Origin of the sequence: Marivirga harenae (assembly GCF_030534335.1) — a bacterium.
Classification (GTDB): Bacteria; Bacteroidota; Bacteroidia; order Cytophagales; family Cyclobacteriaceae; genus Marivirga; species Marivirga harenae.
The window spans coordinates 4,024,063-4,039,413 of the sequence record NZ_CP130565.1; the positions used below are offsets into that span (position 1 = coordinate 4,024,063).

At 36.3% G+C, this 15,351-nt stretch carries 16 protein-coding genes; 6 read left to right on the plus strand and 10 right to left on the minus strand.

Annotation, left to right across the window (positions count from 1 at the left end):
* Positions 1-140 precede the first annotated feature (140 nt).
* From Q3Y49_RS17155 to Q3Y49_RS17165, 3 genes are all read left to right on the plus strand, one after another.
* Complete coding sequence (locus Q3Y49_RS17155; protein WP_303269863.1) at positions 141-1,619, plus strand: aminopeptidase P family protein; 1,479 nt, start codon at positions 141-143, stop codon at positions 1,617-1,619.
* A 276-nt stretch (positions 1,620-1,895) separates the two neighbouring features.
* Positions 1,896-2,381, plus strand: coding sequence for a PKD domain-containing protein (locus Q3Y49_RS17160; protein ID WP_303269864.1), 486 nt, complete (start codon positions 1,896-1,898; stop codon positions 2,379-2,381).
* Positions 2,275-3,159, plus strand: a complete 885-nt coding sequence (locus Q3Y49_RS17165) for a LamG domain-containing protein (RefSeq protein ID WP_303269865.1) — start codon at positions 2,275-2,277, stop codon at positions 3,157-3,159. The genes Q3Y49_RS17160 and Q3Y49_RS17165 overlap by 107 nt, the downstream gene beginning before the upstream one ends.
* Before the next feature lie 178 nt (positions 3,160-3,337).
* On the opposite strand, the gene Q3Y49_RS17170 is transcribed toward Q3Y49_RS17165, so the two are convergent.
* On the minus strand, positions 3,338-4,867 hold the full coding sequence (locus Q3Y49_RS17170) for a SulP family inorganic anion transporter (protein ID WP_303269866.1): 1,530 nt from the start codon (positions 4,865-4,867) through the stop codon (positions 3,338-3,340).
* 228 nt (positions 4,868-5,095) lie between these two features.
* Positions 5,096-6,349, minus strand: a complete 1,254-nt coding sequence (locus Q3Y49_RS17175) for a cystathionine gamma-synthase family protein (RefSeq protein WP_437439981.1) — start codon at positions 6,347-6,349, stop codon at positions 5,096-5,098.
* Positions 6,350-6,473: 124 nt separating this feature from the next.
* On the opposite strand from Q3Y49_RS17175, the gene Q3Y49_RS17180 reads away from it, so the two are divergent.
* Positions 6,474-6,953 (plus strand): Lrp/AsnC family transcriptional regulator, encoded by a 480-nt coding sequence (locus Q3Y49_RS17180; RefSeq protein WP_303269868.1) that lies wholly within the window; start codon positions 6,474-6,476, stop codon positions 6,951-6,953.
* 99 nt (positions 6,954-7,052) lie between these two features.
* Positions 7,053-7,451 (plus strand): DUF4174 domain-containing protein, encoded by a 399-nt coding sequence (locus Q3Y49_RS17185; RefSeq protein ID WP_303269869.1) that lies wholly within the window; start codon positions 7,053-7,055, stop codon positions 7,449-7,451.
* Positions 7,452-7,507: 56 nt separating this feature from the next.
* Here the strand turns inward: Q3Y49_RS17185 and hutU are convergent, their stop codons facing one another.
* The 6 genes from hutU to Q3Y49_RS17215 all read right to left on the minus strand — a co-directional run bounded on the left by hutU (position 7,508) and on the right by Q3Y49_RS17215 (position 12,183).
* Positions 7,508-9,181 (minus strand): urocanate hydratase, encoded by a 1,674-nt coding sequence (gene hutU / locus Q3Y49_RS17190; RefSeq protein ID WP_303269870.1) that lies wholly within the window; start codon positions 9,179-9,181, stop codon positions 7,508-7,510.
* A 90-nt stretch (positions 9,182-9,271) separates the two neighbouring features.
* Positions 9,272-9,592, minus strand: coding sequence for a nucleotidyltransferase domain-containing protein (locus tag Q3Y49_RS17195; protein ID WP_303269871.1), 321 nt, complete (start codon positions 9,590-9,592; stop codon positions 9,272-9,274).
* Positions 9,589-9,993 carry a nucleotidyltransferase substrate binding protein gene (locus Q3Y49_RS17200; RefSeq protein WP_303269872.1) on the minus strand — a complete coding sequence of 135 codons (405 nt, stop codon included), beginning with the start codon at positions 9,991-9,993 and terminating at the stop codon, positions 9,589-9,591. The genes Q3Y49_RS17195 and Q3Y49_RS17200 overlap by 4 nt, the downstream gene beginning before the upstream one ends.
* Positions 9,994-10,022: 29 nt before the next feature.
* Positions 10,023-10,388 (minus strand): dihydroneopterin aldolase, encoded by a 366-nt coding sequence (folB, locus tag Q3Y49_RS17205; RefSeq protein ID WP_303269873.1) that lies wholly within the window; start codon positions 10,386-10,388, stop codon positions 10,023-10,025.
* Positions 10,389-10,406: 18 nt separating this feature from the next.
* A complete protein-coding gene (locus Q3Y49_RS17210; RefSeq protein WP_303269874.1) occupies positions 10,407-11,162 on the minus strand; it encodes a DivIVA domain-containing protein in 756 nt (251 codons plus the stop codon).
* A gap of 103 nt (positions 11,163-11,265) precedes the next feature.
* Positions 11,266-12,183 carry a WD40 repeat domain-containing protein gene (locus tag Q3Y49_RS17215; RefSeq protein ID WP_303269875.1) on the minus strand — a complete coding sequence of 306 codons (918 nt, stop codon included), beginning with the start codon at positions 12,181-12,183 and terminating at the stop codon, positions 11,266-11,268.
* 16 nt (positions 12,184-12,199) lie between these two features.
* Here Q3Y49_RS17215 and Q3Y49_RS17220 point away from each other — a divergent pair, with 16 nt between their 5' ends.
* Complete coding sequence (locus tag Q3Y49_RS17220; protein ID WP_303269876.1) at positions 12,200-12,835, plus strand: 4'-phosphopantetheinyl transferase family protein; 636 nt, start codon at positions 12,200-12,202, stop codon at positions 12,833-12,835.
* On the opposite strand, the gene Q3Y49_RS17225 is transcribed toward Q3Y49_RS17220, so the two are convergent.
* Both Q3Y49_RS17225 and Q3Y49_RS17230 read right to left on the minus strand, forming a co-directional pair.
* On the minus strand, positions 12,832-13,698 hold the full coding sequence (locus Q3Y49_RS17225) for a transglutaminase-like domain-containing protein (protein ID WP_303269877.1): 867 nt from the start codon (positions 13,696-13,698) through the stop codon (positions 12,832-12,834). The two genes, Q3Y49_RS17220 and Q3Y49_RS17225, sit on opposite strands and share 4 nt — an antisense overlap.
* Positions 13,699-13,709: 11 nt before the next feature.
* Complete coding sequence (locus Q3Y49_RS17230; protein ID WP_303269878.1) at positions 13,710-15,338, minus strand: acyl-CoA carboxylase subunit beta; 1,629 nt, start codon at positions 15,336-15,338, stop codon at positions 13,710-13,712.
* Between the last annotated feature and the right edge of the window lie 13 nt (positions 15,339-15,351).

Below are 15,351 nucleotides of genomic sequence, written 5' to 3' on the forward strand. Positions count from 1 at the left end.
ATTAACAAACGTAATTTATATGAAGAAAAGTTTATGTATTGAAAAAAAATATTTGTTTATCCACCCGAAACATAAACCATTGATATAAAAATTAGGGCTGATTCAGTATTTTATTTTTAAATTCAAAAAAAATTAAAATCATGAAAATCTTTCAAACGCTTCTACTGATCATTATAATTTCAACTTCTGTCTTCGGCCAAGTTCAAAAACCCCAGGATTTTTTATCAAATGACTTTCATAAAGAGAGAAGAGATATATTAAGAAATAAAATGCCTGAAAACTCAGTAGCTGTGTTTTTTTCAAATCCGATTCGAAACCGAGCTAATGATGTGAATTTCAAATATCACCAAGACCCAAATTTTTACTATTTGACAGGGCACAGGCAACCTCATGCATTACTTATGATATTTTCGGAAGAGCAAGAGATCAATGACCAATCGATGAATGAAATCATTTTTGTGAGAGGTAGAAATGCCTTGGCTGAATTATATGATGGGGGTAGGGTAAGCACAGCTGAGGCAGTGAAAGATTTACAATTAGAGGTTGCATTTGAAACACCGAACTTTGAATCTTTTCCTATTGATTTTTCCAAATTTGACCAAGTATTATTTTATGATTTCCAGGACGATGTGAGACAAACTCGAGAGAAGGGAGATTTATATGATTTGATTGCACAATTTAAGCAAAAGGTTAATTATCCGGATGACAGTAATTTGGATATTACTCCAGAACCCCAAGAGAATAATCTGAATACCAGATTATTGGATGAGTTATTACGTCCAATGCGTGGAATTAAGACAGCAGAAGAACTTGACTTATTAAGGAAAGCTGTAAAAATTTCCGCACTAGGACAAGCAGAGGTAATGCGAGCTATGGAACCTGGTATGTCTGAATTAGAAGTACAAGGCATGCATGAATTTATCTATAAGAAATACAAAGCAGAATATGAAGGCTATCCGAGTATAGTCGGTGCAGGGCACAATGGCTGCGTTCTCCATTACATTGATAACTATAAGCCTGAAATTGAAGACGGAGAATTGATATTGATGGATTTAGGTGCTGAGTATCACGGCTACACCGCAGACGTGACTAGAACAATTCCTGTAAATGGAAAATTCACTAAAGAACAAAAGGCCATTTACGATTTAGTTTATAAAGCACAAGAGGCAGGAGCATCAATTGCCAAAGCAGGAGTACCTTTTTCAGCCGTATTTGACACCACCCTAGCCATTATAAATGAAGGCTTATTGGATTTGGGAATCGTAGAAAGCCTAAATGAAGAAGATCTGATTGACCCAGCTACAGGAAGACATCGTTACTATCCGCACGGATGTTGTCATCATATTGGATTGGATGTGCATGATTTAGGGGAATATGGAACGCTTGAAGCAAATATGGTAATTACCATAGAACCCGGAATTTATATTCCCGAAGGTAGCCCTTGTGATAAAAAATGGTGGGACATACCCGTTAGAATTGAAGATGATTACCTAATTAAAAAAGACGGGGTGGAATTATTATCAAATGATGCTCCTAGAAAAAGTGAGGAAATTGAGAAACTGATGAAGGAAAAAAGTGCGTTTGGTAAGTTGAATTTGCCGACTTTGGAGGAAGAGTAAATCAGTACGATTTCTATTTTTGAGTGAAAGGCACTATTTAATGTATAATAATCAAATTATATATAATAAATCTATACAGCGCCTCATATAATCCATGGCCTAATATCAGTAAATCTAATTGGTATTATTAAAATAATTGAAATACTAAAGTCTTAATTAATTACTTTTTAATTAAAACAATATATATTATTTTGCGCCACTTTTCTATGAAGAATTTGTAGTAAAACTACTATTTCTTCAACAAAAGACACATTTCACATTTTTAAAAAAAACTTCATGTTTAAAAGATTATCCATTATTATTTTCAGTCTAGTAATTTTAAGTTCATGTGAGGGAGAGGATGAAAACATTCCAGAAATTAATGCAAATTTTACCGCCTCCAAACTCACAATTTTTGAAGGTGAATTTGTAACATTCACCGACCAATCAACCAACAACCCTTCTTCATGGGAATGGGATTTTGGAAGTGAGAACATTGAATCTTCCACCTTACAAAACCCTACTGTATTATTTGAAGAATCTGGAATTTATAATATAAGTTTAACGGCTTCAAATGAAAACAGCTCTGACAGAGAAGTGAAATCAGAATTTATTGCAGTTGTTAAGTCTGTAAAAGCATCATTCGAAAGTAGCGACTCCATTGTTAATCAAGGAAATGAAATTACTTTTACCGATACTTCAGAGGGTTCCCCTATCGCTTGGGAATGGGATTTCGAAGGAGGCTTCCCCCTCTTCCTCTCTAGAACCAAATCCTGTAGTTAAATATAATATTCCAGGTGTATATGAGGCTACTTTAAAGGTAACATCAGAACAAGAGCCAGAAGGTAATATTAGTAAAAAGGAAATTATTGTACTGCCAACAAGTGGTTTAATTGCTTATTATCCTTTCGATGGTGATGCAGAAGATTATAGTGGTAATGAATTTCATGGATTTTTAAATAATGGAGCATCCGCATTTGAAGACCGCAACCAACAATCAGGTAAGGCCTATCAATTTGATGGGGTAAATGATAATATTGTTACCTCTACGGAAATAGATGAAAACTTAAGTAGTGGAGCCAGTTTTGCCGCCTGGATTTATATATCTAAAGTGGGCAGTACTGCAAGAATTCTTTCAAATTATAACGGAACAGGCGTAGAAGGCGCTTGTAATGAAAGAATAGGTTTTGTATTTGGTATTACAGAAGATCAAAGACTTAATATATTTTATGCCACTGACGGTAATAAATTTGATGGTAGGGTAACGGATACAGGTATTTTAGAAGCGAATAAATGGTATCATGTAGTGGGTACTTGGAACGGAAATTTCAGTCCTTCTAGTTTTAAATTGTATGCCAATGGAATACAGCGAGATATCTCAAATTTAGAAAGCGGTTTTTCTAATTGTGGAAGCTATTTGGAATCAACAAATCCATTTCACATTGGAATTGGTGAGTGTTCAACTGGACCATGCGCGCCTTTTAGTGGTGCAATTGATGAAGTAAGGATATATAACAGAACGCTTAGTCTTGAAGAAATAAACGCTTTATCTAAAAGTTAAATAGAGCCTATTAGTAATCTACACAAGGAAAGAACATATCTATTTGATATTCATTATCAAATATGAAATTGATTATTAGGTTCTATATAAAATAATAAAAAAAGAAAAGCCGGGTCACTACTCCCGGCTTTCTAACCTAAACCAAAACTACTCACTATGAAAAACTAAAAACTAAAAACTAAACTTTATCAACCACTAATTTATAATTAGGGTCTTCTATTACATTAACATCAATAATCTTATCAGCATTTTCTAAAAGTCTCTTACAATCAGGACTCAAATGCTTCAAATGGATTTTCTTCCCTACCTTCAGGTATCTTTCTGTAATCTTATTCAAGGCCTCAATCGCTGACATGTCAACCACGCGGCTTTCTTGGAAATCAATAACAACCTCTTCAGGATCGTCATTCACGTCAAATTTTTCATTAAAAGCAGCGACAGAACCAAAAAACAATGGCCCATAAATCTCATAATACTTTACGCCATTTTCGTCTACTCTTTTTCTAGCTCTAATTCTTTTGGCATTATCCCATGCAAAAACTAATGCTGCTATGATGACTCCCACTATTACAGCTAAAGCTAGATTATGCAATACTATCGTCACTAAAGTTACCAATACCATGACTAAGATGTCTGACTTTGGCATCTTATTGAGTGTCTTTAAACTTGCCCACTCAAAGGTTCCAATTGCCACCATAATCATAAGACCCGTCAGAGCAGCCATAGGAACCAATTCAATATAAGAAGATCCAAACATGATGAAAACCAATAACATCACCGCTGCTACTATTCCTGATAATCGTGCACGAGCTCCGTTTGAAATATTTATCAAACTCTGGCCTAACATTGCACATCCACCCATGCCTGAAAACAGACCAGAAAGGATATTGGCAGTTCCTTGGGCAACTGCTTCCTTATTACCTCTTCCTCTGCTTTCCGTTATTTCATCAATAATGTTGAGCGTTAATAGACTTTCAATTAAACCCACTGCAGCCATAATAGCGGAGTAGGGCAGAATAATCATGAACGTTTCCCAAGTCAGAGGAATTGCAGGGAAATGAAATGGAGGAAATCCACCTTTAATTGAAGCCACGTCTCCTACTGTCTTTGTATCGATACCAAAGTAAACTACCACACCAAATACTACTAGGATAGCCACTAAAGAAGAAGGGACCGCTTTAGTAATCTTAGGTAAGCCCCAAACGATGAGCATAGTACCGAAAACCAATGCCAATAAAATGTAAAGTTGTTCACCTGTTAACCAATTCCCAGCGTCATCTTTGAATTGAGCTAGCTGAGAGGTGAAAATGATTACCGCAAGCCCATTAACAAAACCGAAAATTACTGGATGCGGAACTAAACGCATAAATTTTCCGAGCTTGAATATTCCAGCAAGTATTTGAATAATTCCTGACAGTATAACAGCTGCCAAAACATATTCTACACCAAATTTTATCGATAATGAAACAACTACTACGGCTATGGCACCTGTTGCACCAGAGATCATACCAGGTCTTCCTCCTAAAATAGCAGTTACCAGTCCCATCACAAAAGCAGCATACAAGCCAGTTAAGGGAGAAAGTTTAGCCACAAATGCAAAGGCCACAGCTTCTGGGATTAAAGCCATTGCAACTGTAATTCCAGATAAAACCTCAGTTTTGTAATCTACTTTTTGAGAAAGGTCAAATAATTTAAAATATTGTTTCATGCACTCATATTTGGCTAAGTAATTAACAATTTGTACAGCCGTTCTCTAAATGAGCGCGCAAAGGTAAGTTTTTATTTTTTAAAATTTAAATGATGTATTAAAATATTTGTTCAATTCACTTTTAATACGGATGTGATAATCGGAGAGGATTAGAAAGCCTTAACCCTCTCATGCCGATAAAACATAGGTGAGTCTGAAATCTACCTCCCAGACTCTCAAACTATTGCATCAAACTTTATCTAAAGCCTGCTCAATATCCCAAATCAAATCTTTTGCATCCTCCACTCCTACTGATATTCTTACTAGTTTAGAAGTAATCGAGATTTTATTTCTTAACTCCTCATCTACATCTGAATGGGTCATCGTAGCAGGATGCTCTGCTAATGATTCAGTACTCCCTAAGCTGACAGCCAACTTTATCAATTTCGTGCTATTTAAGAATTTAAAGGCCTCTTTTTCTCCACCTTTAACATCAAAAGCGACCATGGCTCCATTCGAACTACATTGCTTTTTAAATATTTCGTACTGACGACCGTCTTCTGGCTTAAGATTCCCTAAATAATATACTTTTTCAACTTTGGAATGATCGTTCAAAAAGTGTGCTACTTGCTCTGCGTTAGCTGCCTGCTTTTCCATTCGGATTTTCAGAGTCTCCAAACTTCTCATGAGTAACCAACCTGTATGCGGTCCCGCCATATTTCCCATAAAAGTTCTAAACCCTTTCACTCGCTTAATCAGTTCGGCTGAACCCAGACATGCACCGGCTACTAAATCACTATGTCCGCCAATATACTTTGTAGCCGAATAGATTACTAAATCCGCACCTAACTGTAATGGATGCTGCCAAACCGGACCCATATAAGTATTATCAACTCCTATATAAATCGGCTCGTCCTCTTTTTCTAAGGCTGTAGCAATTTCTCTAAACATTCCGATATCCACTAAGGCATTGGTAGGATTTGCAGGTGTCTCCAGATAAATAAAGCGCACCTGATCTCTCAAGCCACTTTCTTCTAACTCTTTCATCACTTCTTCCTTATCTTGATAAGGATTAACCCCAACCGCTTTAATCCCCCATTTTGGAAGTACATGATTAATAAAATGATCAGTTCCACCATAAACTGGTACGGAATGCAAGAGCACATCACCAGGATTTAAGAATTCCATCAACATGCTACTAATAGCTCCCATTCCACTTTCAAAAATAGCAGCATCTTCTGCTTTATCCCACAAACAGAGTCGATCTTCTGTAATTTGAAGGTTTGGATTGTTTAATCGGCTATAAATCAAGCCTAATTCTTCCTCATCAGTCTTTTCCCTTTTTCCGTAAGCAACTTCAAAAAAAGCTTTACCATCCTCGGCCTTTTTAAAAGCAAAAGTTGACGTCTGAAAAATTGGACATTTAATGGCTCCTTCTGATAATTCTGGCTTATAGCCAAAGGACATCATTTGACTTTCCGGTGAAAAAGAATGCTCGCTCATAATTTCTATCATTTTTTATAAAATTAGAAAATAATTCTTGAATTTTATATATTGAAGAAAATAAATCTATATTCAAGTTTAATATAGAATTTATAACTTTTAAAAGCCTTATTAAAACGTACAAATGGAAAATAATTCTATTATCAGATTAGACAAGATCGATATACAAATCATAAAGCTATTGCAAAAGAATGCACGAATAACAAACAAAGAGTTAGCTGCTCAGCTTGATTTAACCATAACACCAGTTTATGAAAGGGTAAAAAGATTGGAAAAAACAGGTGTTATTGGTCAGTATGTCGCACTCATTGATGCCGACAAAACAGGTAAAGGATTAATGGCATTATGCATGTTAAGATTGGAAAAACATACAAAAGACAAGCTAGCTCAATTTGAGGCACATGTCGAAAAAATTCCCGAGGTTACCGAATGTTATCACTTGGCTGGGCAATACGATTATCACCTGAAGATCTTGGTAAAAGACATGAATGCATTTCAGGATTTTATTGTGAATAAACTTTCCACTAATGAGAACTTGGCCAATATCCAAAGTTCTTTTGTAATGAAGAAAATTACGGATACCACAGCTGTGCCTTTGGGGTGATTGTAATTTAGAGAAACTGCAAGCTGTTAAACAACCTCCTTGATACTTTGTTTGTAAATTATGCGATATCTATATCTTTTCATATCTCTAATGATATTCATGAGTTGCACTCAAGCACAAAATACAAGATTGGATGATTTTCAATGGGAAAATAGACTGTTGATTATCTACACAAGAGAAGTGAAGTCTTCACAATTAGATAATCAACTTGCAGAAATAATAAGAAACAACGAGGGCTACAATGTCCGTGACTTGAAAGTGATTCTCCTGAGAGATAGACAAGTTAAAGTATGGAATTCAGAAAAAGATAATGCACTTAATTTTGATCAGACCATGAAGGAATTAAATATTGATCAGAGCATACTTTATTACAACTTACTGATTGGAAAAGATGGAGGGGTAAAATCGAGGAGAATCTCTCCTATCACAAATAAGAAACTATTCGAAACTATTGATGCCATGCCTATGAGGCAAAGAGAAATGCGTATTGGTAATTAACATAGAAATCCTGTCAAGTTGTAGAAACCTGACAGGATTAAACTTCATCACTAATACTACTTCAATCGTTCTTTAATATCCAATTTATGCTTACGAGCAGTATCTTTGGCAATATCATAGCCTGCGTCAGCATGACGGATAACACCCATTCCGGGGTCATTATGCAAGACTCTTTTTAGTCTATTCTCAGCTTCATCTGTTCCATCTGCTACAATCACCATTCCGGCATGTATGGAATAACCCATACCCACTCCGCCTCCATGATGCAATGATACCCAGCTAGCACCACCAGCAGTATTGACCATGGCATTTAATAATGGCCAATCTGCAACGGCATCAGATCCATCTAACATTGCTTCGGTCTCTCTATTAGGCGAAGCTACCGAACCCGTATCCAGATGATCTCTACCTATTACAATTGGTGCTTTCACTTTTCCTTCTTTCACTAATTTATTGAAAGCTAATCCTGCTTTCTCTCTTTCTCCTTGTCCTAGCCAGCAAATTCTTGAAGGCAAGCCCTGAAAAGCAATTCGCTCTTGCGCCATATCCATCCAACGCATTAAAGATTCGTTTTCAGGAAACAATTCTTTTATCACTCTATCGGTCTCCGCTATATCAGCAGGATCACCAGAAAGTGCGGCCCAACGGAAAGGACCTTTGCCTTCGCAAAATAATGGACGGATATAAGCAGGAACAAATCCAGGGAAATCAAATGCATTTTTCAAGCCTTTTTCCTGAGCCCTAGCCCGCAAATTATTCCCGTAATCAAATGTAACCGCTCCTGATTTTTGTAATTCCAGCATCAATTCTACATGTCTGTACATGGACTCGTAAGATAACTCCTCGTATCGATCAGGATTTTCTTCTCTTAAAACATTGGATTCTTCCAAGCTAATTTGATGCGGCACATAGCCAATCAGGGGATCATGAGCTGAGGTTTGATCAGTTAACACATCAGGAATAACGTTTCTTTCTTTCAATCTTTCCAGAAGATGCACAGCATTACAAGGCACTCCTATGGATACTCTTTCCTTGTTCTCTTTAGCTTCCAAAGCACGGTCAATTGCCTTATCCATATCCTGGATTGATTCGTCCAGATATTTAGTGGATAATCTTTTATCAATTCTCCATTGCTCTACTTCTGCTACCAAACAAACACCATCATTCATGGTAACAGCTAGTGGTTGAGCACCTCCCATTCCACCTAATCCTGCCGTTACTGTCAAAGTACCTTTCAAACTTCCGTTAAAATCTTTATTGGCTATAGCTGAGAATGTTTCATAAGTACCTTGAACAATTCCTTGTGAACCAATGTAAATCCAGCTGCCAGCCGTCATTTGACCATACATCATCAGACCCTTCTTCTCAAGCTCGTCAAAATGCTTCCAGTTTGCCCAGTTCGGTACTAACTGTGAATTGGAAATCAATACCTTTGGAGCATCTTTATGAGTAGGCAGAATTCCAACCGGTTTACCGGACTGTACCACCAATGTTTCGTCCTCTTCTAAATCCTTTAAGGCTTTAATGATTAAATCGAGAGATTCGAAATTTCGGGCCGCCTTACCCCTTCCACCATATACAATTAAATCTTCTGGTCTTTCGGCTACTTCTGGATCGAGATTATTAAGCAACATTCGAAGTGCGGCCTCTTGTACCCAGCCTTTACAATTCAATTGGCTTCCGGTTGGTGTTTTGTAAGTTTCAGGATTATATTTTTGAGTCGTTTCCATAGCTTATAGTTCTGTTCAATATTTCTGAATGTGAAATAGCTATAAATTCAACAAAAAGGCAAATTAGAAATGAATGTATTTAATTTAATCCTAGGATTGGGCTTGATTTTCTTTTTGAAAGAATGGTTTACCAACCCTACCGATATGCTGAATTAATTCTTTAGATGTGATTCCCTGGTAATTTGATAAATCCAAAGTGTAAGGGGAATTCAGCTCATCTATTTCCCAGAATATTTGATTTTTAATAGATTCAGTTAGCTGCTCACCCTTTAAAACCATATCAATATCTGAGCCTTCTCTGTAGTTTCCTTTTGCCCTGGAACCATAAATTAGAGCTTCCTCCACTTCTGGATAATTTTGGAGGATTTTTGTAATTTTCTCAATTAAGCTATTGGGCAAACCAAAACTCATAATAGTGATTTTACTTTAGTTTGGAAGTCAATAAATAATGAAAAATACTGATTGATGATTTTATCATATTCCACCTTTAATATATTTTCATTATAAGTATGAACAGTATTATTACGACTTTCAATCATTTCCATCCATTTCTGCCCATCTGATATCAAACCAATTCTAAATGCTTCACGAGTGGCGGAACGGGAACCTGTCACATTTTGGATACCCTCATATAAAAGGTAATCCTTTAAAACTTTCCAGGCTAATTCGTGAGTGAATTCAAATCTTTGCACTATCCCTTCCTTAATAATATTAATTGGGTCAGCACCATTATTCTCAATACCTTCTTGAAGTTGAGATAAAGCTTTTTCAAAATTTGAAAACCTTTGTTTCCACCTAATATCTTCCTTCATCAATTAAATTTTAATCTAATTTAAAAAAATTAAGACAACATATCCATATCCACCTCTAATTCCACATAAGCCTTCTCGCACAAAGCTCCAATTGGTGGTTGTTGTTTATTGACACGAACCAATACTTTAATAGCAGATTCATTTTCTTTTAGGATCTTCTTCCCGATATGAAAAGCAAGTGTTTCCAATAATTTGAGCGGTTTTTCCATCACTTCAGCCGTGGTTTTATAGAGGGTTTCGTAATTTAAAGTGCTCTCCAAATTATCATCCATTTGATCGAATTCGGTTTCTACTACCAAATCAACAGTATAATGATTTCCTAATTTATTCTCTTCTACATAATAGCCGTGATAGCTGTAAAAAGCCATTCCGGAGAGTGCTACTTTTCCCTTCATAAATGTCTATTGAAATTTTTAATCAGCAGTAATTTCATCAAAAAAGGAAGTATCTTCTCCCCCATCTTCCTTTTTTTCTTTAGTTTCTTTCTTAACGGGCTCTTCTTTCTTTGCTGTTTTCTCTACATTTGGAGCCTTTGCTTCTTCTTGGGATATTGGCTTAGACTTAATCTCTTCCAATTCATACTCATCGGCATTTTGGATTTTCTTGACTGCTTTCCTAGCTCTTTTGAGGTGCGTTTCAATATCCACATGTTGCATGCGGTCTTCGATCTTCTTCACCTTATCATTCAAACCATTGCTTAAATTTTTAAGCTCTTCGGCCACATTATCCCTGTGATTTTCTAATTGTTTGAATCCTTCTGCCACTTCCTTAAGCTCGTCTTCCATTTCTTCCAAAATGGTTTGCGCTTTATTATTAGCGTCTTCTACTATAGATTTAGCTTTATCCTGAGCAACAGACAATAATTTATCTGCTTTCATTTGCGTCTCCTTCAAATGTAATTCTGCTGTTCTGTTGGCTTGGCTCACCACATTGGCTCCTGTATCTTCTGCTGTTTTCAAAGTCTTGTAAAGTGAACTTTCCACTTGACGAAGTTTTTCAACTTCTTTTTCGGCACCCTCAAGTTTCAGTTTTAACTCCTTTTGCAAATCCATCTCACGCTCCCACTCCTGTGAAAGAGAAGCTAAAAATGCTTTGACATCATCCTTATCATAGCCCCTAAAGCCTTTTTCGAATTCTTTTTGTCTTATTTCTAAAGGAGTAATCTTCATAATTTTACTTGTTGATATTTTGAATAACGCATTTGACTAGGATTTGTCTTAATGCTAAGAAAAGTATTTCACTTTTTCAAGATATAAATATACAGCCTTATTTTTATTTATTCATTTGTATGTCCCAAATTGACAAAGTATGATCATCACTTGCGCTTACTAACCGATCTTGATAATCAGTCCAAAGTAATTTATTCACGGAGGTGGCATGACCTGCGTGCCTCGCTTTATCAATTACTTTCAACAGTCTGAATGTTTGCGCATCCCAAATTTTAATGCTTTTGTCCATACTACAAGTTGCAAAATATTTTCCATCTGGTCTGAAACTGATATTATTAATTGCGTACATATGAGCCACTATGGATTCCAATAAAATATAATCCCCCTTCACATCCCAGATTTTCAAATGGGCATCACGACCTGAACTCAACAATATATTTCCATCAAATGAATATTGTAGGGTAAAAACTGAATTATCATGTGCTTTGATCTCTTTTTTCAAACGCCAATCTGAAGTAGAAAGTATTTTAATAGAATTGTCACTGAAACCAATTGCAATTTCATTTCCATCAGGATGAACTGCTATAGTTCTTGCACTTTTACTACTTAATCTCAATTTGGCAATTGTACTAAGGTCATTTAAATCAGATAAAACCAGTTGTCCGTCTTCACAAGCAGTTAAAATAATTTTGTTGACTACTTTTATGTCAAAAATAGCACCATCCGTTATTTTTGATGATTTGAGCTCTTGTTTTTCCATCACATCAACCAAATGAATTCCTTCATAATTCTGCCCAACAATCAACTGATTGCTATCTTCTAAATAATGGAGCGCATATATTGAGTTCTTAACTTTAGCCACCATAGTTCCCAATTCAGGATCTTTTAGATCCCATAGCGCTACAATCCCATCACCTCCAGCAGAAAAAAAGAGATGGTTCTTGCTTGCAGGCTCTACCACATACAAGCAATCTTTGTGTCCCGTTAGGGTTTGAATTTTTTCTACATTAATTTTAGGCATATTGTAAAGTTACGAGATGGCATTAGAATACATAAGGCAAATCAACGATAATATTCATTTGGCTGTTTGGAAAATCGAAGAGGATTTAGAGTTTTACCTCAAAAATGTCCAGCTCAGCCTCATTGATGAAAAAATACTGTTAGAAACCACGCATCCAGAAAAGAAATTGGAGTTTATGGCAGGCAGGATGTTGTGCAAAACTGTTTTACATCAACTGGATATTTCTGACCTGCCTATTTTCAGAAATGAATATGGAAAACCACAAATACCTAATTCAGAATATGACATTTCACTTTCTCATACTGAAAATTACATCGCACTTAGTATTGGAAATAAGCTGGATGTGGGTATAGATATTGAAAAACCTAAAGCCAAAATGGTCAAAATTGCTCCAAGGCTTTACACTCCTCAGGAAATGGAATATTGCCAAGACAATTTGGTTTACTATTCTAAAATGTGGTCAGCCAAGGAAGTCCTATACAAGCTGTTTATGAAAAGAGAATTAGATTTCAGGGAGCACTTGAATTGCAAACCAGAAAATAAGGAATGGACTTTGATGAGGGGGACTATCAAAAAAGATGAATTCAATAAAAGCTATAAGCTGGCCTTTTTTGAGTTAAAGGAGTATTTCATTTGTTTGAATCTGACTTAAAGCCCTAAAGCATCAAAGTCAATCCCACCAGAAACTTCAATTAGCAGTTCTTTTACCTCTTCTGATTTGTGATGTTCACCTAGTTTATCATAAGCCATAATGAGATTACGCAATACTCTTTTAACTATATCTTCATTAGAACAAGGTTGATAATAGGTTGCTTTTGGAGTCAAATTTAGATTAGACAAATAATTATCAATGTCCTTGTTTGAAAAAATTAAACCTCTGTTAAAGGCATTAACATAGAATTGGACTTCCTCGCTTTTATAAGTTATGATAAATAGGTTGGGTAAATTGACTCCATAGATAGGTAATCCTAGTTTTTCAGCAACCAACATGTAAACCACTGATAGTGAAATAGGATTTCCCTTTTTACTTTCCAAAACAGATTTTAAGAAAGAATTATTAGGAGAATGAAAATTCTTGGTATTGGCCCTAAACTTCAATTTGTTAAATAAGGCCCCATTGATGATCTTAATTTGATCATATGGATGTAGGTCTTCCTTCAACTCGACCCAAATATCATAGTAGATCTGCTCTATTTCTTTATTCAATTCATTAAGCTCTGTATCAGGATACTGATACAGTGAAATCAACCACATCCCTTCCAGCAAACTCTCACCTCCGTTATCTTTCCATTCACGAATTCGATCCTTCAATCTAGAAAACTGAAGGGTATGGATCATATCTTCAATTTTGCTTTGGATATTAGGATCAAAACTGTTTTCCCATTGCTCTTCCAGAAATGGAATAATATCACTGCCCAAGGACATGATTTTTCCTTCTACATGACGATTTACTTCCTCATCATCATCTTCCAACAGTGAAACTAATGCCTTAAATTCCTTTTTATCCAATTCCAACTTTAAATGATTTAGGTTTGAATAACTCCTACATTAAACTGCTTTTCAATAGGCGAGTGGTCAGCTGCTTCTATTCCCATCGAAATTACTTTTCGTGTTTCTAGTGGATCAATAATTCCATCTACCCATAATCTTGAAGCTGCATAATAAGGAGATAGCTCCTCATTATATTTATCAGTTATGTCTTTCAACATTTTTTCCTTGTCTTCTTCGGAAATCTCTTCACCTTTTGCTTTCAAAGTAGCTACTTTTATTTGCAATAATGTTTTCGCTGCAGCAGCTCCACTCATTACTGCAATCTGAGCAGTTGGCCACGCATAAATCAGTCTTGGATCATATGCCTTTCCGCACATGGCGTAATTTCCTGCCCCATAGGAATTACCAATAACAATTGTAAATTTCGGCACAACAGAATTAGCCATGGCATTCACCATTTTTGCCCCATCCTTTATTATGCCACCGTGCTCAGACTTGCTGCCAATCATAAAACCACTAACATCCTGAAGGAATACTAACGGTATCTTACGTTGATTACAGTTCATAATGAAACGAGCCGATTTATCTGCAGAATCAGAGTAAATCACTCCACCCATCTGCATTTCTCCTTTTTTAGTTTTCACCACCTTTCTCTGGTTGGCTACTATTCCAACAGCCCAACCATCAATTCTGGCAGTGCCACAAATTATTGACTGTCCATATAATTCTTTGTACTCATCGAATTCAGAATTATCGACTAACCTTTCGATAATATCTCTGGTATCGTAGGGTTTTACTCTATCATTTGGGAGTAAACCGTAAATTTCCCTTTCATCTTTTGCTGGAGCTTTTGGTTTTTCACGATTAAATCCAGCCTTTTCGAAGCTTCCTATTTTATTGAATATTCTGCGGATATCATTTAAACAATCCTGGTCGGTCTCATGCTTATTATCAGTAACCCCTGAAATCTCACAATGTGTACTTGCCCCACCTAAGGTCTCATTATCGATGTCCTCGCCTATAGCTGCTTTCACTAAGTAGGAACCAGCTAAAAATATTGAGCCCGTTTTATTAACAATCATTGCTTCATCGGCCATAATAGGCAGATAGGCACCACCAGCAACACAACTTCCCATGATTGCTGCTACTTGGATAATTCCCATTGAAGACATTTTTGCATTATTTCTAAATTGTCTACCAAAATGTTCTTTATCAGGAAAGATCTCATTTTGCATGGGTAAAAAAACGCCCGCACTATCTACTAAATAAATGACAGGTAATCTATTTTCCATGGCCACTTCCTGTGCACGTAAATTCTTTTTGGCAGTCATTGGGAACCAAGCTCCAGCTTTAACGGTCGCATCATTGGCAACAATCATCACCTGACGGCCTTCTACATACCCAATTCCTGTCACAACTCCTGCTGACGGACAACCTCCTACATCTTTGTACATACCATCTGCCGCGAAAGCTCCGATTTCCAAAAACTCTGTTTCATCATCACAAAGATAGGCTATGCGTTCTCTAGCAGTAAGCTTCCCTTTTTCGTGTTGCGAGGCAATCTTTTTTTCGCCACCTCCCAAATATACTTTTTCTAGCTTGTGTTTTAGTTTATCTACCTCTTGCTTATTGAGGTCTTCGTTTTTATTAAATGCGATATCCATTGAGTCGTTTCCT

Bases quoted from the DNA above. Each gene is read 5' to 3' on its own strand.
- Q3Y49_RS17195 (WP_303269871.1), bottom strand. From the start codon at position 9,592: ATGAGTTTTGGTTTGCCCAATAGCTTAATTGAGAAAATTACAAAAATC.
- Q3Y49_RS17165 (WP_303269865.1), top strand. From the start codon at position 2,275: ATGAAATTACTTTTACCGATACTTCAGAGGGTTCCCCTATCGCTTGGG.
- Q3Y49_RS17155 (WP_303269863.1), top strand. From the start codon at position 141: ATGAAAATCTTTCAAACGCTTCTACTGATCATTATAATTTCAACTTCT.
- Q3Y49_RS17180 (WP_303269868.1), top strand. From the start codon at position 6,474: ATGGAAAATAATTCTATTATCAGATTAGACAAGATCGATATACAAATC.
- folB (WP_303269873.1), bottom strand. From the start codon at position 10,388: ATGAAGGGAAAAGTAGCACTCTCCGGAATGGCTTTTTACAGCTATCAC.
- Q3Y49_RS17175 (WP_437439981.1), bottom strand. From the start codon at position 6,349: ATGAGCGAGCATTCTTTTTCACCGGAAAGTCAAATGATGTCCTTTGGC.
- Q3Y49_RS17210 (WP_303269874.1), bottom strand. From the start codon at position 11,162: ATGAAGATTACTCCTTTAGAAATAAGACAAAAAGAATTCGAAAAAGGC.
- hutU (WP_303269870.1), bottom strand. From the start codon at position 9,181: ATGGAAACGACTCAAAAATATAATCCTGAAACTTACAAAACACCAACC.
- Q3Y49_RS17215 (WP_303269875.1), bottom strand. From the start codon at position 12,183: ATGCCTAAAATTAATGTAGAAAAAATTCAAACCCTAACGGGACACAAA.
- Q3Y49_RS17185 (WP_303269869.1), top strand. From the start codon at position 7,053: ATGAGTTGCACTCAAGCACAAAATACAAGATTGGATGATTTTCAATGG.
- Q3Y49_RS17170 (WP_303269866.1), bottom strand. From the start codon at position 4,867: ATGAAACAATATTTTAAATTATTTGACCTTTCTCAAAAAGTAGATTAC.
- Q3Y49_RS17160 (WP_303269864.1), top strand. From the start codon at position 1,896: ATGTTTAAAAGATTATCCATTATTATTTTCAGTCTAGTAATTTTAAGT.
- Q3Y49_RS17200 (WP_303269872.1), bottom strand. From the start codon at position 9,993: ATGAAGGAAGATATTAGGTGGAAACAAAGGTTTTCAAATTTTGAAAAA.
- Q3Y49_RS17230 (WP_303269878.1), bottom strand. From the start codon at position 15,338: ATGGATATCGCATTTAATAAAAACGAAGACCTCAATAAGCAAGAGGTA.
- Q3Y49_RS17220 (WP_303269876.1), top strand. From the start codon at position 12,200: ATGGCATTAGAATACATAAGGCAAATCAACGATAATATTCATTTGGCT.